At 65.0% G+C, this 24256-nt stretch carries 14 protein-coding genes and 1 pseudogene; 3 read left to right on the forward strand and 12 right to left on the reverse strand.

Annotated elements, in window-relative coordinates:
- Positions 1-935, reverse strand: a 935-nt coding sequence (locus GXP39_04130) for a hypothetical protein (GenBank protein NOZ27229.1), incomplete at its 3' end; no start/stop codon positions are given.
- Positions 936-1063: 128 nt separating this feature from the next.
- Between GXP39_04130 and GXP39_04135 the strand changes: the two genes are divergently transcribed.
- Both GXP39_04135 and GXP39_04140 read left to right on the forward strand, forming a co-directional pair.
- Positions 1064-1882: a hypothetical protein gene (locus GXP39_04135; protein ID NOZ27230.1), complete on the forward strand. Its 819-nt coding sequence runs from the start codon at positions 1064-1066 to the stop codon at positions 1880-1882.
- 243 nt (positions 1883-2125) lie between these two features.
- Complete coding sequence (locus GXP39_04140; protein NOZ27231.1) at positions 2126-8473, forward strand: PQQ-binding-like beta-propeller repeat protein; 6348 nt, start codon at positions 2126-2128, stop codon at positions 8471-8473.
- A gap of 100 nt (positions 8474-8573) precedes the next feature.
- Here the strand turns inward: GXP39_04140 and pyk are convergent, their stop codons facing one another.
- The 5 genes and pseudogenes from pyk to mutS form a co-directional block, all read right to left on the reverse strand.
- On the reverse strand, positions 8574-10349 hold the full coding sequence (gene pyk / locus GXP39_04145) for a pyruvate kinase (GenBank protein ID NOZ27232.1): 1776 nt from the start codon (positions 10347-10349) through the stop codon (positions 8574-8576).
- A gap of 76 nt (positions 10350-10425) precedes the next feature.
- Positions 10426-11473: pseudogene (locus GXP39_04150) on the reverse strand (UDP-glucose--hexose-1-phosphate uridylyltransferase).
- 70 nt (positions 11474-11543) lie between these two features.
- Positions 11544-13313, reverse strand: coding sequence for a DUF4091 domain-containing protein (locus GXP39_04155; protein ID NOZ27233.1), 1770 nt, complete (start codon positions 13311-13313; stop codon positions 11544-11546).
- Between the two features lie 34 nt (positions 13314-13347).
- Complete coding sequence (locus tag GXP39_04160) at positions 13348-13719, reverse strand: nucleotidyltransferase domain-containing protein (GenBank protein ID NOZ27234.1); 372 nt, start codon at positions 13717-13719, stop codon at positions 13348-13350.
- A 100-nt stretch (positions 13720-13819) separates the two neighbouring features.
- On the reverse strand, positions 13820-16612 hold the full coding sequence (gene mutS / locus GXP39_04165) for a DNA mismatch repair protein MutS (protein ID NOZ27235.1): 2793 nt from the start codon (positions 16610-16612) through the stop codon (positions 13820-13822).
- A gap of 326 nt (positions 16613-16938) precedes the next feature.
- On the opposite strand from mutS, the gene GXP39_04170 reads away from it, so the two are divergent.
- Positions 16939-17163: a type II toxin-antitoxin system HicB family antitoxin gene (locus GXP39_04170; GenBank protein ID NOZ27236.1), complete on the forward strand. Its 225-nt coding sequence runs from the start codon at positions 16939-16941 to the stop codon at positions 17161-17163.
- Positions 17164-17431: 268 nt separating this feature from the next.
- Here the strand turns inward: GXP39_04170 and GXP39_04175 are convergent, their stop codons facing one another.
- The 6 genes from GXP39_04175 to GXP39_04200 form a co-directional block, all read right to left on the reverse strand.
- The gene (locus tag GXP39_04175) at positions 17432-18076 is read right to left on the reverse strand and encodes a ThuA domain-containing protein (GenBank protein NOZ27237.1); all 645 of its coding nucleotides are present in this window, start codon (positions 18074-18076) and stop codon (positions 17432-17434) included.
- A gap of 41 nt (positions 18077-18117) precedes the next feature.
- Positions 18118-18810, reverse strand: coding sequence for a histidine phosphatase family protein (locus GXP39_04180; protein NOZ27238.1), 693 nt, complete (start codon positions 18808-18810; stop codon positions 18118-18120).
- Positions 18811-18900: 90 nt separating this feature from the next.
- On the reverse strand, positions 18901-20643 hold the full coding sequence (locus tag GXP39_04185) for a hypothetical protein (GenBank protein ID NOZ27239.1): 1743 nt from the start codon (positions 20641-20643) through the stop codon (positions 18901-18903).
- A complete protein-coding gene (locus GXP39_04190) occupies positions 20640-20888 on the reverse strand; it encodes a hypothetical protein (protein NOZ27240.1) in 249 nt (82 codons plus the stop codon). The genes GXP39_04185 and GXP39_04190 overlap by 4 nt, the downstream gene beginning before the upstream one ends.
- Positions 20885-21526, reverse strand: coding sequence for a hypothetical protein (locus GXP39_04195; protein ID NOZ27241.1), 642 nt, complete (start codon positions 21524-21526; stop codon positions 20885-20887). The genes GXP39_04190 and GXP39_04195 overlap by 4 nt, the downstream gene beginning before the upstream one ends.
- A gap of 53 nt (positions 21527-21579) precedes the next feature.
- Positions 21580-24252: a hypothetical protein gene (locus tag GXP39_04200; protein NOZ27242.1), complete on the reverse strand. Its 2673-nt coding sequence runs from the start codon at positions 24250-24252 to the stop codon at positions 21580-21582.
- Positions 24253-24256 lie beyond the last annotated feature (4 nt).

Consider the following 24256-nt stretch of genomic DNA (forward strand, 5'->3'; position numbering starts at 1 on the left):
TTCTTCTCCAGTGGCACGCCGATCGCCTGGCCGTCGCCGTAGTCGGACAGGATGAAGCCGCCCGTCGGCGTGCTCCACTGCTCCAACAGCAGCCGGGCCTCCTCCCGGATCTCCTCCGGCCCCTTAAACGGCAGCGTCGCCTGGATGTCGCACAGGGACTCGAAGCAGATGCGACCCCGGAACCGCTGGCCGATCTCCTCGATGCCCAGAGCCCGGGGTTGCTGGAGATTGATCACGTCCAGTCCGATCTCGATCAGCGATTCGATGATCTCGTTGACCTTGCCGCATGTGTGCATCCACACGTGCCAGCCGTACCCGTGGGCGGCGTCGAAGATGCGCTTGTAGCGCGGCTTGAAGAACGCATCCCAGAACGCCGGGTTGATGAAGGTGGCCTTTTCCGTGCCCCAATCGTCCGTGAAGGAGAAGCCGTGGATCTGGCCGGGGAATCGGGAGGCGATGTTCTCCATGATCCTCAGGTCGATCTCGACGATGCGGTCGGCCAGCTGTTCCATGCGCGGCCGTTCCAGATAGAGATCGGCCAGCGTGTTCTCGAACCCGCGCAGGGCGTGCATGCGCTCGAACAGCAGCATGAAGATGCCGGTGATCACGTATTTCCCATCCGAGCCCTCGAATTTGGCCTCCATCCCCTCGTAGAAGCCGGGATCATCGGGATCGGGCCAGCGGTAGCGATCCCAGTCCGCCCAGTTCGCCAGGGGATGTCCCTTCACCTGACCCATGTTCGCCATGTCGGAGCGCACCCAAACGCATCCCCACTCGTCCACCGTCTCCTGTTGGGTGTGGTCTCCCGTGCCGATCTGATTCCAGCCGACCGGGTGGGTATCATCCAGGCCCAGCGTGGCGAACCGGAGGGGAAGGCGCTCGGGGAAATCGAACTCGATGGCTCGACGGACCACCTCGTAGGATGACATCGCCATCTCCTTCCCTCCTTTGGAGGATCGCTCGGATAAGCGGAGGACTCCTTTCCCTCCATCCATTCTATCCGGTTTGGGGACACTTGTCTATCTGGCTCGCTCATGCGATACTCGGTGGGGGAGGTCGCATCTTGTTCGATCCCGCGTTTGATGATACCCGCTGGACCTGGGATTGGCTCGACATCCCGCTGGTACAGGTGCCGCCCGGCCGTTACGCGAACGGATATCGGGTCCGCCGCGAATGGCTGACGGAGGCGATCATCTGCGGACGTCGGTATCGCCTGCCGCGCCCGCTGGACTGTCGTGGCCTGTACGATCCCTCCGGCGTCCTCTGGATGTCCGATACCCCGCAGGAACGCATGATGATGTACAACAACGCGCAGGCCTCGGCCGGGCATGTCCTGATCGGCGGGCTGGGGTTGGGCCTGTACCCCCAGTACGCGGCCGCGCGCGCGGCATCGATCACCGTCGTGGAGCGATCGCCGGATGTCGTCGCGATCGTGTGGCCGGTGATCGAGCCCGCCCTCACCCGGGCGATGGGAGGCGTTCGGCCTCGCGTCATCATCGCCGACGTGGCGCGCTTTTTGGAGGAGGCTCCCGCCTCCCGCTACGATACGATCTTTCTGGATACGTGGGAGGACCTGGATGCCATCCGCCTGCCGTGGATCAACCGGCTGCGGGATCAGGCGATGCGGCATCTGACGTCGAGCGGCCGGGTGCTGTTGTGGGGGTATGCCTGGATGGTGCGCATGTTCCAGGCGGCCTGCGCCGATCTGCTCCGTCAGCCGCCGGATGCCCGAGAGGCGTGGCTGGCCGATCACGCGGCCGGCAGGCCGGAGGTGATCGCGCTGTTGACCCCGGTGGTGGAGCGCTTCGCCGGGCAGGTGGTGTCTGATCTGGAGGCCGCCCTGGCGTGGTGTCGGACGTACATCGTGGACGCTCGGGCCTGATCTCCTCCCTCTCGCCTGCCTCGCGTCGTGGAGGTGATGCCAAGCGCCTCGTGAATGTGTTCCATCGCTTTCTCAACCTTTCTTGCGTCCCATCCCCTCCTTTTGTCCCATTGCTCGCGTAAAAATCTCATAAGAGAATGAACGTGCGGCTCACCTCGTTGATACGCGTTGCCCTTGGGGCCTGTTGGGTGATGCCGTAGGTCCTCCGATGCCCCTGGGCGTTACTTGCGTTAGGAGGGAAGCATGAGAGGGATGGGTAGCCGACGATGCCTTGTGTGGTTGTTGTTGGTGGGTATGCTGATGGCGGTCGGCGCGATCACGGTGACCGCTGCATCGCCTCCGTCCGTTGACCGGCCCACATCGTTGATGGGGCAGGTGATCGGCCTGACGGATTCGTACATGATCGTGCGGACGCCCGATGGCATCTCGCAGGAGGTACGCTTCTCGCCACGGTGGCGGGTGCTGACCTCCAGGGGATGGGGAACGGGCGATCTCGCCGTGGGCCAGTGGGTGCGGGCGCGTGTGCGTCCTCAGCCGGATGGGACGCTCGTGACGGCTTACGTGCGGGTGTTGAATCGTGTGCCGCGCTCGCAGGCGCCGACGGGGAAGGGGCAGACCCCTGAGCGGATGGGGGTGGAGCCCATGGCCGTGCAAGCGGCGCTTTGCGGCGGCGCTGGTGGTACCCAGCCCACCGGCGATTGGCCGATGCTTGGGTGGAGCCCCGAGCGCAACTTCTACAGCCCCACCGAGCAGCGGCTGGCGCCCCCGCTCTCGCCGGTATGGCAGCTCTACAATGGGAACTACTGGGTGCTCAATAACCCCGCCATCGTAAACGGCATCGCTTACACGGGCGGGTACGATGCCTTCTACGCGTTGGATCTGGCCTCTCAGACCGTTTTGTGGACGCAGGCTTTGCCGGCCGATAATGAACTCTCCTCGCCTGCCGTGGTCAACGGCGTGGTCTATTTCGGCGTGTGGACCGGCGATGTGTACGCGCTGAACGCCAGCACGGGGGCGATCCTCTGGCAGCACAACGTCGCCCCGTCGGATACCTCTCCGCAGATCTACTCACCGGCCGTAGTGGGCGGCGTGGTCTACGTGACCGTAGAGGCCTATCGGCCGGATCCGAACAACCCCTCCTTCACGCCCCATGTGCTTTCCGTGTACGCCCTGGACGCGGCCTCCGGCGCCGAGCTGTGGCACACGGATGTGGCCTCAGTGGACGGCTGGAGCGCCATCTCCGATCCTGTGGTGGTCAATGGCGTCGTCTATGTGGGCACGCGTGATCAGGGGACGTTCGCCCTGGACGCCAGCGATGGTAGCATCCTCTGGCACGCCCCCCATGTAGCCGGAGCCGTGCGTGCCAACGTCAACTTTGATGGCTATGTGATCGTGCACAACGGGCGGGTGGTGATCCCCTTTACCTTCGGGACCTATCCGAACCAGTGGGATGTGTTCTATGCGTATGATGCGGCCACGGGCCAACAGGTGTGGACGTATCAGCCGACCAACCCCGCCTATCGTTTCAACTCCGCCGCGTTGGCCTACAATGGCGTCATCTACGAATGGCTCATCGCCCCCGGCGATACCACTCAAAAGGACCTGGTGGCCATACGCGCCTCGGATGGGTATCAGCTCTGGCGTCGCCATTACGTGGACAACGGCGACGATGGTGGGTGGTGGTGGCAGTCGGCGGCCAACGGCGTGCTCTATCGCACCTCCGCCGCGCTGCTGTTGAAGGCGTTCGACATGACGGATGGCGCCGAGTTGAGCTCCTTCGACACCGGCACTTCCATCGAGGTCCCTGCCGCCATCGGCGCCGGACGGTTGGTGGTGCCGGATGAGACGGGCACGCTGTGGGTGTTCGGCGGGGAGACGGGGACCCTGGGCATCTGCGGGGCCGTGTTCTCGGACAACAACCTGAACGGCGTGCGGGACACCGGCGAGCCCGGGATTCCCAACGTGACGCTCAACCTCACCGGCACGGACGAGACGGGGAACACGGTCGCCCTGACCGTCACGACTGACAGCCGCGGTGAGTATGGCTTCCTCAACCTGACCCCCGGCACCTACACGGTACAGGAGATCGATCCCCCAGGCTATCGATCGGTCGCGGCCATCCCAGGCTCCACTGGCGGCGTCGCCGTGGATGCCAATACCATCGCCGATATCCCGCTCCCGGCCAATGCCTCCAGCGTGGATAACGACTTCGGCGACATCCAACCGGTCGATATCCTGGGCACCGTCTTTGAGGATCTGAACCTCAACGGCCAGTATGACGCGGGGGAGCCGCCTCTGGTGGGGATCACGGTGACCCTGACCGGTGGCGCCGAGCCGTTGGTGACCGTCACGGACGGCTCGGGCGCCTTCGCCTTCCTGGAGGTCCTCCCGGGCAGCTACGTGCTGCATGAGGAGAACCCGGCCGGATACTTCAGTACCACGACCGACGATCTGCCGGTCACGGCCATCTACCCGGGCCAGGTGTATGAGGGGAACAACTTCGGCGATGCGCGCTATGTCCAGGTCGGCGGCGTCGTCTTTGAGGACATGAGCCTGGATGGCGTGCGCGATGCGGGCGAGGTCGGCCTGGTGGGCGTGTCGGTGGTTCTCACGGGGACGGACTATGCCGGGCAGCCCGTGAACCTGCAGGCGGCCACGGGGAACGACGGGAGTTACCTGTTCGATCAGGTGCTGCCGGGCACCTATCAGGCGTTGGAGACCGACCCGGCCGACTACTTCAGCACTACGGAGAATAGCGTAGCGATCTCGGCCACCGTGCCCGGCGAGCTATATACGGCGGACTTCGGCGACGCGCCCTACGTCCACGTCTCGGGCACCGTGTTCGATGATCCCGATCTGGATGGCGTGCAGGGCTCCGGAGCCGGCCTGGCCGGCGTGCAGGTCGATCTGCGCGGCGCGGCGTATGATGGGCAGCTGGTCGGCTACACGGTGACCACCGGGCCCGATGGGACGTACGCGTTCCCGCCGCTGCTGCCGGGCGACTACAACGTGTTCGAGACGAACCCGGATGGGTACTTCAGCACGACGCCGGACACCGTGCCCGCGCCTGCGAGCGTGCCGGGCACCGCGCTGACCGTGGACTTCGGCGACGCCCGCTATGCGACGCTGAGCGGCGCCGTCTACTTCGATCGCGATCAGAATGGCGTGTGGGACGCGGGCGAGCCGCCTTTGCCCGGGCCGACGGTGACGCTTTCGGGCACGGACTACACCGGACAGCTCGTCTCCCAGTCGGCTGTGGCCCAGGCGAACGGCGACTTCTCCTTCGTCCAGCTCAAGCCGGGGACCTACACGCTGATCGAGACGGATCTGCCCGACTTCCTCAGCACGGCGGCCAACGTGGGGAGCGCGGGCGGGACGGCCGCGGACGCCAACACCATCGCGAACATCTCCCTGGCTGCCGGCGTGGACGCGATCGACTACCGATTCGGGGATGTGACGCCGCCGCCGGAGGTGACGGTCCAGAAGGACCTGGTGACGCCGGCGGATGGCGAGGCACGGCCCGGCGATGAGATCGTATTCCGGGTGGTCGTGACGAACACCGGCCCGACCACCCTGACTCAGATCCCCTTGCGGGACGAGTTCGGGGCTGGGCTGAGCTATCTCAGCGCGACGGTATCCCCCGATGTGGTCGGCGATGGTGTGCTGACCTGGGACGATCTCACGGCCGCGCTGGGGCGTGATCTGGCGCCCGGGGAGGGGGCCGTGGTTGAGATTCGCTTCCAGGCCCTCAATAGCGGCGCGGGCACGACGAGTTCCGATCCCTCCTGGCTGACCCCTGCCGCGGAGGCGTCCGAGAGCATCGACCCGGAGTGTGTGCTGAGCATCTACCTGAATCCCACGTGCGATGGGTGGTCGGTGGAGTTTGAGCGGACGGTGAGTGAGCCGATTCCGTGGCGGGTGAAGGTGGACGGCAGGGTGATCGCGGAGGGGACCACGCGTGGGGATGAGACGGTGAGCGGCACCTGGCCTGCGTGGGTGGACCTGTCGCAGCCGCATACCTTCCGAGCGGAGATCAAGGAGGGCTCCCGCTGGTATGGGAAGTCCACGCAGACGCCCATCTGCGAGAAGGAACGTCGGGTTCGCAACGTGGCGATCGTCACCGGCGCGCTGGATGAATGGGGTGTGACGGCACCGGAGGCCATGGATGACGCGTGGGTGAGCATCGAGAGCGAGCCACCGTCACCGCCGGAGGTGGAGGTTGAGAAAGAGCTGGTGACGCCGGCGGATGGCGAGGTGGAGCCCGGCGAAGAGGTCGTGTTCCGGGTGACGGTGAAGAACGAGGGTGAGAGCGCCCTGGTGACGATACCGTTGCGGGATGAGTACGAATCAGAGTGGTTGCGCTATGTGGATGCCTCGCCGGCGCCGGACGCCGTCTCCGATGATGGCGTGCTGACCTGGGCTGATCTCACGGCCGCGCTGGGGCGCGACCTGGCGCCCGGGGAGCAGGTGAGCATCGACGTTCGGTTCCAGGCGTTGGCCGGGGAGGATCCGTCGGGGATGTCGCCGGATCGCTCGGCCTTCGAGGCGGATGCGTCGGGGCAGACCGATCCAGAGTGCGTGTTCAAGATCTACCTGTACCCGCGATGCGATGGGTGGTCGGTGGAGTTTGAGCGGACGGTGAGTGAGCCGATTCCGTGGCGGGTGAAGGTGGACGGCACGGTGATTGCGGAGGGGACCACGCGTGGGGATGAGACGGTGAGCGGCACCTGGCCTGCGTGGGTGGACCTGTCGCAGCCGCACACCTTCCGGGCGGAGATCAAGGAGGGCTCCCGCTGGTATGGGGAGTCCGGCAAGACCCCCATCTGCAAGTTGCGCCATCGCACGCGCAACGCGGCGACCGTCGACGGCGCGGTGGACGAGTGGGCGCAGGTCGCCCCGAGCGCATCTGATGAGGCCTGGGTGACCATCCGCCTGGCGACGCCCTCTCCGCCCTCGTGCGAGGATCTCTCCCTCCACAGCCTGCGCTTTAAGGAGAGGGACCCGAGCCAGATCCTCGCCACCATTCGCAACGCCAGTTCCGTGCCGGCCCGGTTGGACCGGGTGACGTTCTACTGGCCCAGCCATCCCGTCTATCCTCGTATGCGGGTGGACTGGCTCAAGCTGAACAACAAGATCATCTGGGATGGGAGCAGCCGGAAGCATCCGCTCGAGGTGGAGCTGCATAGCTCGGCGCGGAAGCGCACTGTGGCGCCCGGCAAGGAGGCGAAATGGGTCGCGGATATCGACTACGGCCCCAAGCGGATGGACCAGGCCTTCCGCATCGAGCAGTTCGGCCTGGAGATCGCGGTGAACCTGAGTGGCATCCAGTGTAAGCTGGAGCTCCCGCCGGAGCCGCAACCTCCGGTCTCCTGCGAGGACTTCACCGTGACCGACCTGCGCTTCGATCCGGATCACGGAGATACCTTGCTGGCCACCGTGCGCAATGAGACCGGGGTGCCGATCCTGCTCAATCGCATCGTCTTCGACTGGCCAAAGCTCGAGGACTATCCCAAGATGCAGCTTGACTGGTTCAAGCTGCGGGGGAAGAAGATCTGGAACGGCAACAGCAAGAAGCATCCGACGGATGTGAAGCTCGTCGGCTCGCGGGCCAAGCGTGCGCTCGAGCCGGGCGAGGAGGCCACGTGGGCGGTGAACATCGATCACGGCCCCAGGCCGCTGGCCAGCTCCCTCCGCATCGAGCAGTTCGGCGTCACCATGTATGCGCAGGTGGGGGATTCTCAGTGTGTGGCATCTGTCGAGCCCACCGCCTCGCCGACGCCGGAACCTACGTCGACGCCAGAGCCGACAGACACACCGGAGCCGACGGATACACCGGAGCCCACGGACACACCGGAACCCACGTCGACTCCGGAGTTGACGCCGACGCCGACATCGATGCCCTCTATAGGTGGGCCACCGGTGGATGGGAACCCGGGCGATGTGGCGGGGGGCGATCAGATCTGCCTCTATCAGGCCGACGATCCCACCCATCAGCTGGCTCGCATTCAGTACATGCAGGTCGTTGCCAGCGATGGGACGCCGCAGCTTCACGTGGCCCTCATCCTCGACAAATCCTTTGTGGACAACACGTATGGGGCCAATTCGCTGGGGTACTATGACAAGAGAGGGCGTCCTAAGCAGCATAAATTCCGGCATCTCGTGGGCAGCGACCACGCACAGCTTTACTTCGAGGACGCCAACGGCCGGCGCGTGCTTGAGATCAAGGTCGACTACATCAGTCGCTCCGATGCCTTCCCGTCGGGATACGGTTCGCTGGGGGTGCTCGGGGGGGACGGCGGGGTGATCCTGGGGGATCCCGCGTGGGTCCTGGCCACCGGCACATCCCTCAGCTATAACTTCAACGAGTTGGGGTATGTGCTGACGCAGGACTCGCCGGCTACGGACGCGAACTATACGCCGAACCCCGCGTACCCGGATTGGATCTACGACGTGGTGTACGAGATGCGCATCGACATGGCGGCCTTTGGGCCGGCCGGGCTGGGGAATATCGGCATCGATCACGTGCACGCCTCACCCAGCAAGGCGGGGGTGAATTCCCTGCCCGTCGTGTCCGGCCCTTGTGTTCCATAAATGTGCCGCCGGTCGGGTTGGCCGTATGCAGCAGGAGGGGGGAGCCGAGGCTCCCCCCTTTGGCTATTCTCCAGTGGCCACTACCCAATATAGCGCCGCTTTACCTCGTCTGTTTGGGTCCGTATGTGATCGAAGGGCCCTCCTTCCGCTCCTCGATCACGCCCCGCAGGGGATCCAGCAGCACCATCTGTCCATCCTTCAGGCGGTCCAGCGCGTCGCCGACCCCGATCACGGCTGGCACACCCAGCTCTGTGGCCAGCAGCGCCCCGTGACATTCCAGATTCCCCTCCGCCAGGATCAGGCCTGCAGCCCGGCGCAGCAGCTCGATGAAGGTCCGATCCGTGCGGTGGGTGGCGATGATCTCGTTGGGTTCTACCCGGGTATCGGGTGGGAGCGGCGGCTCCAGCCGCCGAATGTGCCCGATCACAGAGTGGCTGCCGATCCCCTGACCGCGCGCCAGCACCCGGGCGATCTCCTGCACCTTCATGAGGTCGGTGGTGCCCGGGGCGCTGCCCGCCGATCCGGCCGTGACCACCACGGTGTCCCCCTCGTTGACGTATCCGTGCTCTCGGGCCGCCCGCACCGCGTCCGCGATCATGGCGTCCGTGCTCCTGGCGCGCATGGAGAACAACGGCTCCACGCCCCAGTACAACGTCAGCTGGCGTTGTGCGATGAGGCTGGGAGTGACCGCGACGATAGGGCAGGGCGGGCGGAATCGGGATAGGAGCCGGGCCGTGTAGCCGCTTGCCGTGGGGGCGATGATGGCTGCGGCCTTCAAGTTGATGGCCGTGTCCACGCTGGCGTGGGCTACCGCCTCGGCGACCACGCGCGGCCAGCGGGGCGCCCGGTTCACGGGGCGGAGGGCCTGTTCCGCCGCCTCCGCGATGCGGGCCATCGTTCGTACCGCCTCGATGGGGTATTTGCCGATGGCCGTCTCGCCGGACAGCATGATGGCGTCCGTGCCGTCCAGGATGGCGTTGGCCACATCGGAAGCCTCCGCCCGCGTGGGGCGTGGGTTACGGATCATGGAGTCCAGCATCTGGGTGGCCGTGATGACGGGCACGCCTGCCTGATTGCACTTGGCGATGATCTCCTTTTGGATCATGGGCACGGCCTCGGGCGAGGTCTCGATGCCCAGATCGCCGCGGGCTATCATGATCCCATCCGCCGCTTCGATGATGGCATCGATGTTCCGCACGGCCTCCGGCTTCTCGATCTTGGCGATCACGGGGATAGGGCGCGCCAGGTCGCTGAGAGCGACGATCATTTCCTTCAGGGTGCATACCTCATCGGCCGTGCGCACGAAGGACAGGGCGATCCAGTCCGCCTGATGGGCTACCGCGAATTTCAGATCTTCCTTGTCCTTCTCCGTGATGGCCGGGATGTCCAGCGGGACGTTGGGCAGGTTCATCCCCTTGTGGGATGTGAGCACGCCGCCGGTGATCACCTCGCATCTCACCTCATCCGCATCTATCTCACGCACGCGCAGCTCCAGGAGCCCGTCGTCGATGAGGATGCGATCGTCAGGGTGCACGGATCGCGGCAGCTCGGTGAATTGGACGGGGATGCGGCCGGGCTGTCCTATCTCCGGGGCGGTGGTGAGCACCACCGTGGTGCCCGGCTCCAGCCGTATGCCCCCGGGGGGCAATTCGCCCACGCGCAGCCGGGGGCCCTGTAGATCGACCAGGATGCCCACCGGGTGGCCGACCTTCTCCGCCGCGGCCCGGATACGGTGGATGTCCTCCTCATGGGAGGCCTGATCTCCGTGCGAGAAGTTGAGCCGGGCCACGTCCATGCCCGCTTCGATCAGCCGGACCAGGATCTCCGGGTCCCGGCTGGCCGGTCCGATGGTGCACACGATCTTCGTTCGCAACATGAGCCACCTCGTTGGACAATAGACGACCGGCAAATGACGAAGGACGAAAGAAAGGCTGTGGTCCTTCGTCTGTCGTCTATCGCCTCTTGTAGTGGATCTCTGAGAGCCCGCGCAGCCGGCCCGCGGCGGCCTCCGGCGTCAGATCGCGCTGGGGATTGGCCAGCATCTCGTATCCCACCATGAACTTGCGCACCGTGGCCGATCGCAACAGCGGCGGGTAGTAGTGGGCATGCAGATGCCACTCCGGATGGTCCCGGCCGTCGGTCGGTTGTTGATGGAATCCCATGCTATATGGGAAGGAGACCTCGAACAGGTTGTCGTAGCGGATGGTCAGCCGGCCGGATGATATTGGCCAGCCCGTCGCGCTCCTCGTCGGACAGTTCCGCCAGGGAGGGCACATGCCGTCGGGCGATCAGCAGCGTCTCGAACGGCCAGTTGGCCCAGAAGGGCACCAGGGCCACGAAATGCTCGTTAGCGCACACGATCCGCTCGTCCCGCTCCTCCTCCAGCGCGACGTAGTCGCACAGCAGGCAGCCCCCGCGCTCCTCCCGATAGGCGTCCAGTGAGGCCTGCTCCTTGCTGGGCTCCACCGGCATCGTCTCGTTGGCCCAGATCTGCCCGTGCGGATGGGGGTTGCTGCACCCCATCATGGCGCCCTTATTCTCGAAGATCTGGACGTAGTTGATCCACGGGTTGGCGCCCAGGCTCAGGTACTCCTCCGTCCAGACGTCCACAACCTTCCGGATATCTGCTTCCTCCATCTCCGGCAGGGTCAAATCGTGCCGGGGGGAGAAGCAGATGACGCGGCAGGTGCCCCGCTCGCTGCGGGCGATCAGCAGCCCCGACTCGTTCACCTCGCCCGGCGGCACGTCCGGCAGCAGCGCGGCGAAGTCGTTGGTGAAGACGAAGGTGCTGGTGTATTGTGGGTTGCGTACGCCCCCCGCCCGGGTGTTCCCGGGGCACAGGTAGCAGTTGGGATCGTATGCGGGCCGCTCATCGGGTGGCGGCTTCTCCACCTGGCCTTGCCAAGGTCGCTTAGTGCGATGCGGCGAGACCAGGATCCACTCGCGGGTCAGCGGGTTGAATCGTCGATGAGGATCGTCGTTCATGTTGAAGGCACGCATGGGGCTCTCGTCCTTGCATCCGGATGTGAATCCATTTCCTGTAGGGACGGGTCTCAGACCCGCCCCTACATCATCCCGTTTTCAAGGCGGCGATGATCTCAGCACGGGCGGCCGCGTAGTCGGCCGGGTCCAGCGAGTACAGCGCTTCCGGCGGCGTGTGGTCGACGTCGGCGAAGTCGGCCAGATCTTTGGCGCGCATCACGCGAGCGAAGGCTCGATCCAGCGCTTCGGCGACCGTCGGATCTTCAGACGCCCGCTCCCGGGCCATTGCGATCAGCTCGAAGTCCTGGATGCCGGCCAGCAACATCTCGGTGCGCAGGGTGCGCACCGGCCTGCCGTCGTGTCCGGGGTAGACGAAGAACATATCGCCCGTGCGCCATCGCGGGAAGCGGAAGCCAGGGCGTCTCCACGGATCCGCGGGCCAGCAGGTGAATGCCCAACGCAGGAACCCGTCCAGCTTTTGCCAGGCGGTGAACCAGCCCTGCACGCGCCCTTCGATGGAAGGGGACGTGACGAAGTTGTTCGGCCGTTCGGGCACGCAGCAGACGTACCAACAGAATCGGTCGCCGCGCTCCTGGACGATCTTCTGCAACCGCTGGCTGGTCTCGGCCTGCTCGCCCATGCCGTGCAGCACGGGTACCCAGTCGGCCACGTCGTCCAGGAACTCGTCCATGAACTCCATGTGATAGAAGGGGATCTTGATCTTGGCGCCCGGCAGGACCTCGTGCAGGAAGTCCACTCGCTGACGGAACAGCGCCACGTCGCTGGGCTCGTCGGCGGTGAAGCGGGTGATCTCCCACCAGCCGCGGGCTTTCAGATGGTCGCCCAGGGCGCTCAGGTATTGGCGCAGCTCATCCTGATGGCGCAGCCAGGTAATGCGGCCGCTGCCCTCGTCGTAGCAGGCCAGCCGGATGTTGTCCGGGTGATCGACCAAGGGGCGGCCGAACTCGTCCCCCCACGCGGCCAGCAGCCCAAGCACCTCGATCTCCTGGTCGATCCCCAGGCGCATGTACGTCTCCACATAGCGATCGAGGCGGGAGAAGTCGAAGCGCAGCGTGCCGTCCGGACGGCGATAGATCCCCACGATGTTGTACTCGTGCAGGTTCGAGGGGTAGTCCGTGTCGTGTCGGCAGTTCTGTCCCGCCCACGGGCTGTCGGAGGCGATGATGGTGATCGCCTTCTGGCCCAGGCGGGCCAGCTCGGTGGCGTAGCGCTCGATCAGCTCCCAATGCGTCTCGGACCAGAGGGGCACGCGATGGCCGCGGGCGATGCCGGTGGGGTGTTGCCAGAGATCCAGGTGATGGCGAAAGTCTCGTGGCTCGGGCAGTGCCAGCGGGACGAGGTCCAGCGTCACCTCCGCCCGGCCCACTACCTCCTCATCCTCAAAGTCCTCCGCTCGCAGCAAAGTGATGGGGAGGGTATAGCGGCCGGCGGGCGCGTCGGCCGGGAGGCGAAAGCTGAGCCAGAGCGCCTGGGACATCCCCGCGAGTACCTCGATGCTCTCCTGGTGTAGGAGTGGATCGGCGATCAGGAGCTTCCCGGTGTCCGCCGGGACCAGGCCTACCCAGTGGGTCGTCACCGCGTCCGGCCATGTGCTCCCATCCGGGCCGGTGAGCGGCCCCACGGCCACGCGCAGACGGGGTGTGGGCGTCCAGTGCAGCAGCGGGGCAGTGCCCCAGGTGGCGAGCACCGTCTCCTCCGGCTGAATCACCAGTTGGCAGGCCACGGTCTCGTTACGCAGCGCCTGCAGGGAGAAGGTATGGCGATCCCAGCTCAGCGACGTGGGGGCGTCGGAACGGTATTTGTAGGTGTCATACGTGAGCGTATAGCGAATTGTCACAATGCCTCCTTAAAGTTAACCTTCAGCTCCTGCTTCATAATGGCACACCTTCCTGCTCGATGGTAGATCGTAGAGAAGGTGGTATTTCCTCTCCCATGACCAGGCTAACCTCGATTCCCGGGTCGATGTCCAAAAGGAGGGAGACCACGCGATAGTACTCACGCGGATCAAGGCCCCACGCGGCTAGATCCACGTCGGAATGCATGTCGAAAGGGCCACCACGGGCTAGGGAGCCGAATAATATCACCTTGGTGGCGCCAAATTCCTCCTTTAACATCTCCGCCGCCTTGCGGGCGACGACCATGGCCCGCTCACGTCGTTCGGCGAGGGCTCGTTGCCTCTGAGCCCAACGCCGCCGGGCCCCCTCGCGATATTCGGCCCATTTCTCCGCCGTGATCTCGCTCATGATCTCAGGCCCTCACGCGTGCGCTTGAAAATCGGTCAAGACAAGAACGGCACGCTCTCCCATTTTATTGTAGGGGCGACGCATGCGTCGCCCCTACTACCTACCCGGTTTGGCTGCGCAGGCGCTGCTGAAGCTCGTTGAGCAGAACCAGCGCCTGCACGGGCGTCAGGTTGGCGATGTCCGCCTGGTATAGCTCTCGCAATGTGGCCACGATCACCTCGAGCGGGATAGGAGCATCCGGCGGGTGAGGCAACGAATCGATCAGGCTATCCGAGATGGCGCGAGCCGGTTGATAGGGGGCAGCCACCTCGCCGACCGAGGGTTTTCTCTCCTCTTCTCTCGCGGCATAGATCTCCCGCCCTCGCTCGGCCTCCTCGCCGGGCTCGTCAGATGTATGCCCCAGCTCTCGCGGCCCCATCGCCCCGTTGCGCTCCATCTCGGCCAGCACCGCCGCGGCCCGCTGGACGACGCGTTCGGGCAGCCCCGCCAGCTTGGCAACGTGGATCCCGAAGGAGCGCTCCGCGCCGCCAGATACCACCCGCCGCAGGAACACGATCCCATCGCCCTGCTCGGCCACGGCCATCGAGTAGTTGCGCACGGCGGGCAGGTGATCGGCCAGCGCCGTCAGCTCGTGGTAATGGGTGGCGAAGAGACAGCGGGCGCCCAGCGTGTTGTGGACGTCCTCCACCACGGCCCAGGCGAGACTCATGCCATCGTAGGTGGACGTGCCGCGCCCCACCTCGTCCAGGATGATGAGCGAGCGGGGTGTGGCATGCCGCAGGATGGCCGCCGTCTCGGCCATCTCCACCAGGAACGTCGATCGCCCCTGGGCGATGTCGTCGGTCGCGCCCACGCGGGCGAAGATGCGATCCACGACGCCGATGTGGGCACTTTGCGCGGGGACGAAGGACCCGATCTGGGCCATCAGGACGATGAGGGCGGCCTGCCGGATGTAGACCGACTTGCCGCTCATGTTGGGGCCGGTGAGGATGATCACCCGCTGGTTTTCGTCCAGATGCAGGTCGTTGGGCACGAAACGCTCGCCGTCCGGGAGCAGGTGCTCGACGACCGGATGGCGTCCCTCGCGAATGTCGATGACCTCCCCGTCATCCACGGTGGGCTTCACGTAATTGCCGCGCGCGGCGGCCTCGGCCAGCGCGGCCAGCACGTCCAGCTCGGCCAGGATGCGGGCGGAGTGGATCAACCGGGCGGTGTGCGTCGCCACCTCCCCGCGCACCTGGATGAACAGATCATACTCCCGATCCTTGATCCGGTCGCGGGTCAGCAGGATGTCCGCCTCCCGGGCCTTGAGCGTGGGCGTGACGAAGCGCTCAGCGTGGGTGATGGTCGCCTTGCGCTCGTATTCGGGGGGGACCTCGTTGGCGCGGCTGCGCGGCACCTCGATGAAGAAGCCGAAGATGTCGTTGTACCGGATACGCAGGGTCTTGATGCCGGTGCGCTCCCGTTCCTGCGCCTCCAGCTCCGTCAGCCAGGCCTCGGCCTCCTCCGCGTGCTGGCGCAGCGCGTCCAGATCGGAGTCGAAGCCATCGCGGATGAGGCCGCCATCGCGGACCAGGATAGGCGGCCTGTCCACGATCGCCTTACCGATCAGCTGGGCGACGTCCTGAAGCTCGTCCAGTTGATCCCGGAGGGCACGCAGTCGTGCCGCCTCCGCTCGCTCCAGGTGGCGGCGAATGGTCGGGATGCGCTCCAGGGCCCGACGCAGCGCCACCAGGTCCCGCGCGTTGGCGGACCCAAAGCCGACGCGCCCGGCCAGGCGCTCCACATCGTACAGGCCGTCCAGGGCGGCGCGCAGGTCGTGACGCAGCAGGGCGTCGTTCACCAATGCCTCCACCGCGTCCAGTCGCTCCTGGATGCGGTCTACGTCCAGTAGCGGCTGGGTGATCCACCGGCGCAGCAGCCGGGCGCCCATGGCGGTGAGCGTGTGATCGAGCACGCTGAAAAGGGAGCCGCGCGAGGAGCCGTCCCGCAGGTTGAGCGTGAGCTCCAGGTTACGGCGGGTGACCGAGTCCAGGGTCATGTGCTCGCCAGGGCGGTAGGTGCGCAGCTCGGCGATGTGAGCCAGGCCGGTGCCGCCGGAGAGCGCACCGGTGACGGGGATGTCCCCTAGCTGGCTATCGCGCAGGTAGGCGAGGATGGCGCCCGCGGCCGCCTGGGCCAGCGGCAGGTCATCGCAGCCGTATCCCTCCAGGGAGGCGACGCCAAAGTGGTCGAGCAGGGTCTGACGGCCGGCGATCGGCGTGCATCGCTCGTCGGCCAGGGGGGAGAGCCGGGCGGGGCCCAGGGCTCGCAGCCGGGCGGTGAACGGTTCGTCGGATGCCAGCGCGGCGGGGAGGACGATCTCGGCCGGCGCCAGGCGGGCTAGCTCCTCCTGAAGCGCCCCGAAGGCGTCGTCGCCGTCCAGTTGCGTGGTGATGAACTCCCCCGTCGAGAGGTCCAGCGCCGCCAGCCCGTAGCTCTCTCGCTCGCGAGCATCCCGGATCACCGCGGCCAGGTAGTTGTTGGCCTTCTCCTGTAGCAGCACGTCCTCGACCACGGTGCCGGGCGTGATGACCCGCACGACGTCTCGTCGCACCAGCCGTTTGACCCGGCGGGCGTCCTCGAGCTGCTCCACCAGGGCGATCTTGTGGCCGCGCTCGATCAGCCGGGCGATGTATCCGGTCACCGAGTGGTGGGGCACGCCGCACATGGGCAGGCGGACTTCCTTGGAGAAGGATCGGGAGGTGAGGACCAAATCTAGCTCACGAGCCGCGATCTTAGCGTCCTCATCGAACATCTCGTAGAAGTCGCCCAGCCGGAACATGACCAAGGCGTCCGGGAAGCGCGCCTTGATCTCCCGGTATTGGCGGAGCATGGGCGTGACTTTGGCCATAGCACCTGCCTGTTTCGCTCGGAGAATGCAAAGGGATGATAACACCGGGCGAGGAGATGGTCAACGTGGGAAAGCAGCCGGCAGCAGGAAGCCGGTAGCCGGTAGCGATCGAGGGTGAACTCGAATCCCCGGGGCGAGCGTGGGGCGGACATAGGGCTTTTCAGCGTTCTCACAGACCTTCGTAGGGGCAAGCCCTTGTGGCTGCCTTGGGTGCCCACAAGGGGTACCCCTACGGCTCGGTTGACGTCCTGCCATAGCCTCCTCATGAATAAGGAGGTGCCTCCCGCTCTCGGTAGTCCACCTACAAAACAGGAGGGATGGTGATGATAAAACAGTTTAAGATCATCGTTGAGAAACATCCTGATGGTTATGTCGCTTATCCGCTTGGATTGAAGGGGGTCGTTGTGGGCGAGGGGGATACATATGAAGAGGCATTGGCTGATGTGAAATCCGCTATTGCTTTTCACATTGAGACCTTTGGGGCCGAGGTGCTAGAGAGCGAGTCCTCCGTTTTGGAAGCTTTCGTCGCTGAGACGGAGGTTACCGTGTGATGGCCAGGTCCCCTGTGGATGCTCCTCTCCGTCAAGTGGTTAGGGCATTGGAATGTCTAGGGTTTCACGTTGTGAGAGAGGGGAACCATCGACGGATAAAGGGATCCACATTGCGCACGATTTCTAAACCAGGCGGGGATCTCCCGAGAGGAGTTTTTGAGGGCTTACGAGAAATGAGACTCAAAAACCCGGCTTCTTGAAGAAGTCGGGTTTTTGATATGTCGCTTTTATCGCCATTGGCTGCCTGCTGTCGGCTACCAGCTAACGGCTATCGAGTGGCCCAGAGCATGCCGCGCTGCACGATGGTTCGGGCTTCGGGCACGTCGAAGTCGCTGGCTACATGGCCCAGAGAGCAGTAGAAGACCTTCCCCTGCCCCCAGCGTCGCTTCCACGCCACCGGCATGACGACCCCTTCAATCCACGGCAGGATATCCCCTCGGAAGGTCGTCGTCGCCAGCACCTCGTTGGAAGGGTCTACATGCATGTAGTACTGCTCGGAATGCATCTGAAAGTCCTGTAGTCCGGCCACGATGGGATCATCCGGCCTGGTGATGTTCACCTCGTAGTCGATGACGCCGCCCGGATGGGCGACCCACTGCCCGCCGACCATGAACTGGTAGTCCGGGTTGTTTCGGAACGAGTCTCCCGCGCCGCCGTGCCAGCCGGCGAACCCCACCCCGCTAGCGACGGCGTTCAAAAGCCCCTGCTCCTGCTCTCGGGTGATCGTGCCCATCGTCCAGACCTGCACGATCAGATCCAGCGATTTCATCTTGGCTTCGTCGAGGTACACGTCCAACGTGTCGGCGATCTCCACCTCATACCCCTGGTCTCGCAGCCAGGGCGCGAAGATGTCCACACATTGCTTGGGCTCGTGCCCCTCCCATCCTCCCCAGACGAACAGGGCTGACTTCATCTTCTCGTCTCCTCTGTGGTGCGCGTCTCGGACGCCTGTCTTCACGTGACCAGTTCCGCGGGCAGGTGATCGATCCGGTTGATGTAGCGGATGTCCAGATGCCCGTCCTTCCAAAAGTCGATGCGGGTGATCGCCGTGTTGTGATGATGGTAGAAAACGTGGCGGCCGGGCAGTTGGTTGAACAGCGCTTTGAGCAACGCGTCGATGAAGCCGCCGTGAGAGATCATGACGATACGCTCGTCGTCGGCGGCCCTCGCGTGGAGCGCGTGGGCGACCCGGATTGCCCGCGCCTGGCAGGCCGGCCAATCCTCTCGGCCGCCTTTCCACCATCCCTCCCCGGTCAGCGCCTCCGGCAGCACGTAGTGGGGAAAGTCCGCCAGGATCTCCTCTCGGGTCATCCCGGGGTATCCCACGATGCCGCCGTCCTCCCCGTGATCCAGGTAAATGCCACCGCGCTCGTGGATCTCGATCCAGACCTCAGGGGCGAGGCCGAGGGCGTCCCCGATGGGGCGGGCCGTCTGCAATGCGCGACGCATGGGACTGCAATACAGCTTCGTGATGGGGAGATTCACGGGCGAACCGGGGTGATCGAGCACGGTTTCCGTGAGATAGCGGGCGAGGAACTCTGTTTGTCTGACTCCGACTTCCGTGAGGGGCGGATCACAGCTTCGCTCCCTCAGATCGGCCAACGCGTTGTTGGTCGATTGACCGTGGCGGATGATGTAAAGCTCCATTGGCTCTCGGTCTGTTCTCCTGCGGGTGTGATTTGTAAGATCGAGGATCACCCACTGGACGATGATCCTCGATCCTATGTGACGAGCCCGTTAGCCCAGTTCCGATTGGATGGTCAGAGCCTGGCCGGCGGTAAGCTCCAGCGGCTCCGAGAAGACGATCACGATGGTCCCATCCTCCTGGGTAAACGAGATGGGGATTGCGTGATCTTCCTTCATGGCCGTTATCGATTGTACCACATGTTGCGTATGCAGGCACAGGATTTTGATCATCAATGAGCCATGGGCCAATTGAAGGATATCCGTCTGAACGCCCTCGTGGATGTTTTGTGTGAACGTGCCCCACCCGTCGCGGGCGACGAAGGGCGCCCGGAAGTCCTCCGGCGTGATGATGGGAGCGAACCCGATCTCGGCTGCGCCCGCGTCGTATCGATATCCCGACGCGGCCTCCAGCAACGCCCACGAGGCCATGGCCCGCACGTAATGGTCGCCGCACTCGATGTCGTTCCACGGGTTCTGCTTGCGGCCGTCGTAGCGGGCGCGCGTGGCCTCCACGATGCGCAGAGCCTCCTCGACTCCCCCTTCGTACAGCAGCAGTCCCGCCACCTCGTACTCGATCCCGGTCCACACCTCATCCGAGTAGAGGGTCGGGACCTCCGGCCGGCCGCCCTTGGGCCAGGTGCAGTTCAGCAAACCCTGATCGTCCTCAGTGACGAAGACGCGCGGCCGTTGCACGTGGTCGCGGAAGTGCTCCCGGAAGTTGTAGCGGAAGATGGACCGAGCCGCCTGTCGCACATGTTCCGGATCCAGCACGTGGCCCAGTCCCAGGATGTGTGCCCACCACTGCCCCAGCAACTGATCTGAGTGGCAGCCAAGGCCCCAGTTCTGCTCCGGATACCTCTCCAGGTCCACGTCCTGGATGTAGTACTCACCGTTCCACAGCCGATCGTCCAAAGCCTCCCGACCGCGCTCATAGACCGCGCGGCACTCGACGGCCAGGTCTTCCTCCCCCTGCAGGCGGGCCATGGCCTCCACGGCCCGCAGCGCGGCCAGGTAGAGCGTGCCGATGAACGTGTTGGCGCCATAGATGGAGATGTCGTACGTGTTGGGCTGCTCGCCCTCGATGACGCCGCTCCGGTCTGGGTCGTGCTGAGTCCAGACGTAGTGCAGCGCCCGCTTCACGGAGGGCCAGACGTGCACCAGCCAGTCCGCGTCGCCGCATGCTCGATACTCGCGATACGTCTTCAGGATGGCGCCCAGCAGCCCGTCCAGAGCCGGATGGGCCGGGCCGCCGATCTCGCGATCCCAGACGCGTGGCAGGTACGTGGGGAGCAGCACCCGATGCGGCAGATAGCCCGACGGGTGTTGCTGGATATCCCATTCCGTCTCGCGCATGGTGCGCTCCAGCGCTGGGAACAGCCGGGCCAACGCCATCTCGTAGTTCCAGACGTGGGTGCAGTTCAGCGGGCAGCAGCCGCCGATGGGCTCGTGATGGGACGTGGAGGCGCCGTGGCATCCCTCGAACCCGAAGAAGCGGCCGTCCTCCGCCCAGAAGCAGGTCGGAGAGCGGATAATGCTCATTTGAGATGTGACCGCGTCGATGAGCGCGTAGGGGAGCGTCGTGTCGTAGAACGTGTCACGGGCCGATCGCGTCTGTTCGACCAACCGATTCAGGTTGTCCCGGACGTATTCCGCCACGTCCAATGCTGACCGGAACCAGTTGTTGTACTGGTTGCCCAGCCAGAACTTGCTCTTCTCATCGTCGAAGTTGAAGAACTGGCGTTGGGACCAGTTGACGTAGCGATTGGGGAAGTACCATGTGATAAGGAACGTCACGGTGCGGGATTCGCCTGGGGCGAGCGCACAGCCAGCGCGCCGTTCCAGGTGCGACCGATCGCGCTGGGCGTGCTGTCGGCCGCGTTACTCAGCCGGCCGTCGGAGCTGAAGTCGGCCCACAGGGCGTCTAGGTCATCCCACTGGGTCAGGTAGGTCGTATCCGGAGTCAGGGCCGCCAGCGCCATGCTACCGTAGCCGTCGTCGTCCTCGGGTAGGCGGTTCGTCTGCATATGGATGGCGGTCATGTCGCGTAGCTGGACCAGCGTGTTGAAGTTGCCGCCGTAGAGGAAGCATTCGTTGTCGAAGATCGGCGTGACCCCGTGCCGACCGCGTTCTGGAGCGTGGCGGCCACGGAGGCCAGCATCACCTCGTCAGTTGGATTCGTCACCGTGATGTGGAAGAGGATGGCGGGGAGGCCGGAGTCTTTCGCGTTGAGTGGGATAAAGGGGCTGAACGCCTCCATGCTGACCTCGAGTGGCAGCGCCGGATCGTGATATCTCAGCTCGGCGATGGGATATTCGCCGATGAACTCGGTGCCCTCGACGCCCGGGAGTTGTCGCAACAACTTCCGATGCGCCAGGGGCACTAGATGATCGTTGGACGTCGGCGGCGGCGCTGGACCTTCGACATCATACAGCGCGTCGGATTGGAGTACATGGGCGGTCGGCTCCTCGGGCGGGCGGGCTCGCCGCGCCCATGCGGCGAAGAAGGAGTGGGGAACGCACGCCAGGTGGTTCACCTGATTGTGGATCTGCCACTGGCGCAGGGAGCCGTCGCCACACAGGGCGATGGTGCCGGTGCCGATGCCGCCCAGAGGCATGGCGATGGCGCGCAGGGATTCGCCTCGATAGATCTTGCGTTGGCGCGAGACGGATATGGCCATAGAATTTCCTCCTCCTTATGGGGATGGATCACGTTTCGTCGGGTAGCGGCGATTCATGAATCGCCGCTACCTAGGCCGATGCGCACGGTCAGGGATTGGCCTGCCGAGACCTGGGTCGGCCGCGAGAGAGCGATCTCGACGGATCTCCCCTCCTGCGCGACCTCGATCGCGACCGGCTGGCAGGCTATCTCCACCCCCGCTGTGCTTACCCTCTTCCCCTGGGAGATCTCGTACCGCATGGCTCGCACGGGGAGCCTGCCTGCCAGGACCTCCCATCTCACGACCTGCTCGGCTCCCCGGGTCGTCTGGGTGACGGTCCCCCAGCCGAACGGGGTCGTCCAGATGGATCGGAAAGACTCCGGCTTCCAGCGCGGCGCGAGTTCCAACGATCCCGACACGGCGGAGTAGTGGAACCCGCCGAGCGCCAACAGGGCTGCCCAGCTCGCCATGGCGCGGGCGTAGTGATGGCCGCACTCCTGCTCGTTCCAGGGGTTACGTCGGTGGCCATCGAATCGCGCCCGTATGGCGTCGATCACGGCGAGACCCTCTTCTACCAGCCCCTCGTAGATCATGTGCGCCGCGGCCTGGTACTCGAAGCCGGTCATCACCTCGCTGAAGTACGGGAACGGCACCCCGGGGCGGTCGCCGTGGGGCCAGGTGCAGATGAGCAAGGCGCCCTCGTCCGCGAGCGCGAAGGTGCGCATGACGTTCCAGTGATCGTAGAGATCGCGGCGGAAATTGTATCGGAACAGGGACTGCAGCGCGGCCTTCACGTTCTCCGGCTTCAGCAGGTACCCCAACCCCACGACATGAGCCATATATTGCCCCACCAGCTGGTCGATGAGACAGCCGTTGCCCAATTGGAAATCCGGGTCGGCCAGATCCGTCTCCCCCATACCGACGCGCAGCTCCGGGCGCGTCTCGTCCAGGCTGGCGGGCGTGCGGATCTGCTGGACGTAGTACTCGCCGTTGAAGAGGTGCTCATCGATCCATGCGCTGCCCTGCTCGAAGAGCTGACGGCACCGTCGAGCGAACTCCGTGTCTCCAACCGCTTTGGCCATCTCCTCTGCCGCTCGCAGAGCGCCTAGATACCAGATCCCCGTCAGCGGATTGGGGCCGAAGAACTCGACGTCATAGGTGTTGTGCTGGACGCCCTCCATGATGCCGTCCTGATCGGCGTCCCATCCACCCGGCAGCCAGCAATAGCGGATCAGGGATCGGATGGTCGGCCAGTGGCAGGACAGGAAATCGGCGTCCCCGCTGAGCTGCCATTCCCGATAGCACTTCATCACCACGCCCATCTGTCCGTCCGCGGCCGCGTGGGCCCAGGGCTCCCCGCCCAGAGGCAGGCGCAGACGGAAGCAGTTCATCCCACTCTCCAATGTCCCGTGCTCAAGCTCCAGCTCGCGCATGTTGCGGGCCAGCTCGGGGAAGACGAAGGCGGTTGCCTGTTCGTAGTTCCACACGTGGGTGCATGAGCCGAAGCAGCATCCCTCGCCGTCACAGCATCCCTCGAACCCGAAGAAGTTCCCGTCCGCCGTGCGGAAGCAAGTTTGGGTGCGCAGGGTGGAGAGGTTGTTGAGCGCCGCCTCCTTGACCGACTGGGGCAGGTCGGTGGAGACGAACGCGCGCACGAAGCGCAGGCTCTCCTCTTCCAGTTGCGGAAGTTGCGGCGTCACCTGCAGGGCCACATCCCAGGCATCGGCGTAGCGCTTGGCGCACTCGTTCCCGATCCAGCCGCCGCCCTCATCCAATGTGTTCCATCCGCAGCCGGCCGCCGTGCGATGGGGGAAGTGCCAGCACAGCAGGAAGGTGATCGCCGTCCGGCTCTTGGGCTCCACCCAGGTGGTCACCCCCAGCGAGCCGATCTGCCCCTCCCCTTTCGGGCTAGGGGGAACGTCCTCCGGGTCATCGAAGCGGCCGTCCGTGCTGAAATCGTCCCAGAAGGTGAGCAAGTGGCGATTCCAGTGGGTGGGGCCCCAGGTGCGCCGCCATGATGCCTCCTCGGCCAGCACGACGAGCGCCATGGTCCCATCCTGGGGCGTGCGCGGCGGCACGCGTTCAGAGCGCATGAGTAACCCACAGAGCGAAGTGCCGTCGTTGGCTGTTCCCCGGCGTACCTCGTTGACGTTGCCGCCCAGCAGGCTGCCCAGCGCCCCGGGCGCGACCGTCGGGCCGGTTCCGCAGGAGCAATCCTCCATGCCGATGAAATTCAGCAGGCTGCCTGCCACGCTGGCCTGCACGGGGTGGTCGCTTGGGTTCACCAGCACGTATCGAAGCACGGCGACGGGCAGGCTCGAGCGATCGGCATCCAGCGGGATCAACGGGTTGAAGGCCTCGAGGTGGACGGTCAGGGGGACGTCCGGGTCGCTGAGCGTGTATCGAGCGAAGGGATAGGCCGCGTCCAGGGCCACATGGCGCATCCTGGGCAGCCCCGCCGTGGGATTCCCGACGCCGAAGCTGCCGCTGTATGGCGGCTGGAGCACCCCTTCGAGCGCTCTCGTCACCGCGGGGCCTCCTTCCGCCTGGGCGCGCAGCGCGAAGAACGTGTAAGGCGGCGTGAGCCCCTTGGCCGGGCGGTTGAAGATCTCGAAATCGCGTAGCTCGGCGCGTCCCCCCAGTGAGATCGTTCCCGTGCCTATGCCGCCCAGGGGGAAAGCGATCTCCCGGAGCGTTTCTCCTTCATAATGGGTCAGTACCGGCCAGATCGTGGAGGGATCGGACATTGTG

The sequence above is a fragment of the Chloroflexota bacterium genome, from assembly GCA_013152435.1.
In the GTDB taxonomy this organism is placed as follows: Bacteria; Chloroflexota; Anaerolineae; order DUEN01; family DUEN01; genus DUEN01.

What these genes read in the sequence shown, in the direction of transcription:
- GXP39_04140 (NOZ27231.1), top strand. Translation starts at nt 2,126, where the DNA reads ATGAGAGGGATGGGTAGCCGACGATGCCTTGTGTGGTTGTTGTTGGTG.
- pyk (NOZ27232.1), bottom strand. Translation starts at nt 10,349, where the DNA reads ATGTTGCGAACGAAGATCGTGTGCACCATCGGACCGGCCAGCCGGGAC.
- GXP39_04160 (NOZ27234.1), bottom strand. Translation starts at nt 13,719, where the DNA reads ATGAGCGAGATCACGGCGGAGAAATGGGCCGAATATCGCGAGGGGGCC.
- mutS (NOZ27235.1), bottom strand. Translation starts at nt 16,612, where the DNA reads ATGGCCAAAGTCACGCCCATGCTCCGCCAATACCGGGAGATCAAGGCG.
- GXP39_04175 (NOZ27237.1), bottom strand. Translation starts at nt 18,076, where the DNA reads ATGAAGTCAGCCCTGTTCGTCTGGGGAGGATGGGAGGGGCACGAGCCC.
- GXP39_04180 (NOZ27238.1), bottom strand. Translation starts at nt 18,810, where the DNA reads ATGGAGCTTTACATCATCCGCCACGGTCAATCGACCAACAACGCGTTG.
- GXP39_04190 (NOZ27240.1), bottom strand. Translation starts at nt 20,888, where the DNA reads ATGACCGCCATCCATATGCAGACGAACCGCCTACCCGAGGACGACGAC.
- GXP39_04195 (NOZ27241.1), bottom strand. Translation starts at nt 21,526, where the DNA reads ATGGCCATATCCGTCTCGCGCCAACGCAAGATCTATCGAGGCGAATCC.
- GXP39_04200 (NOZ27242.1), bottom strand. Translation starts at nt 24,252, where the DNA reads ATGTCCGATCCCTCCACGATCTGGCCGGTACTGACCCATTATGAAGGA.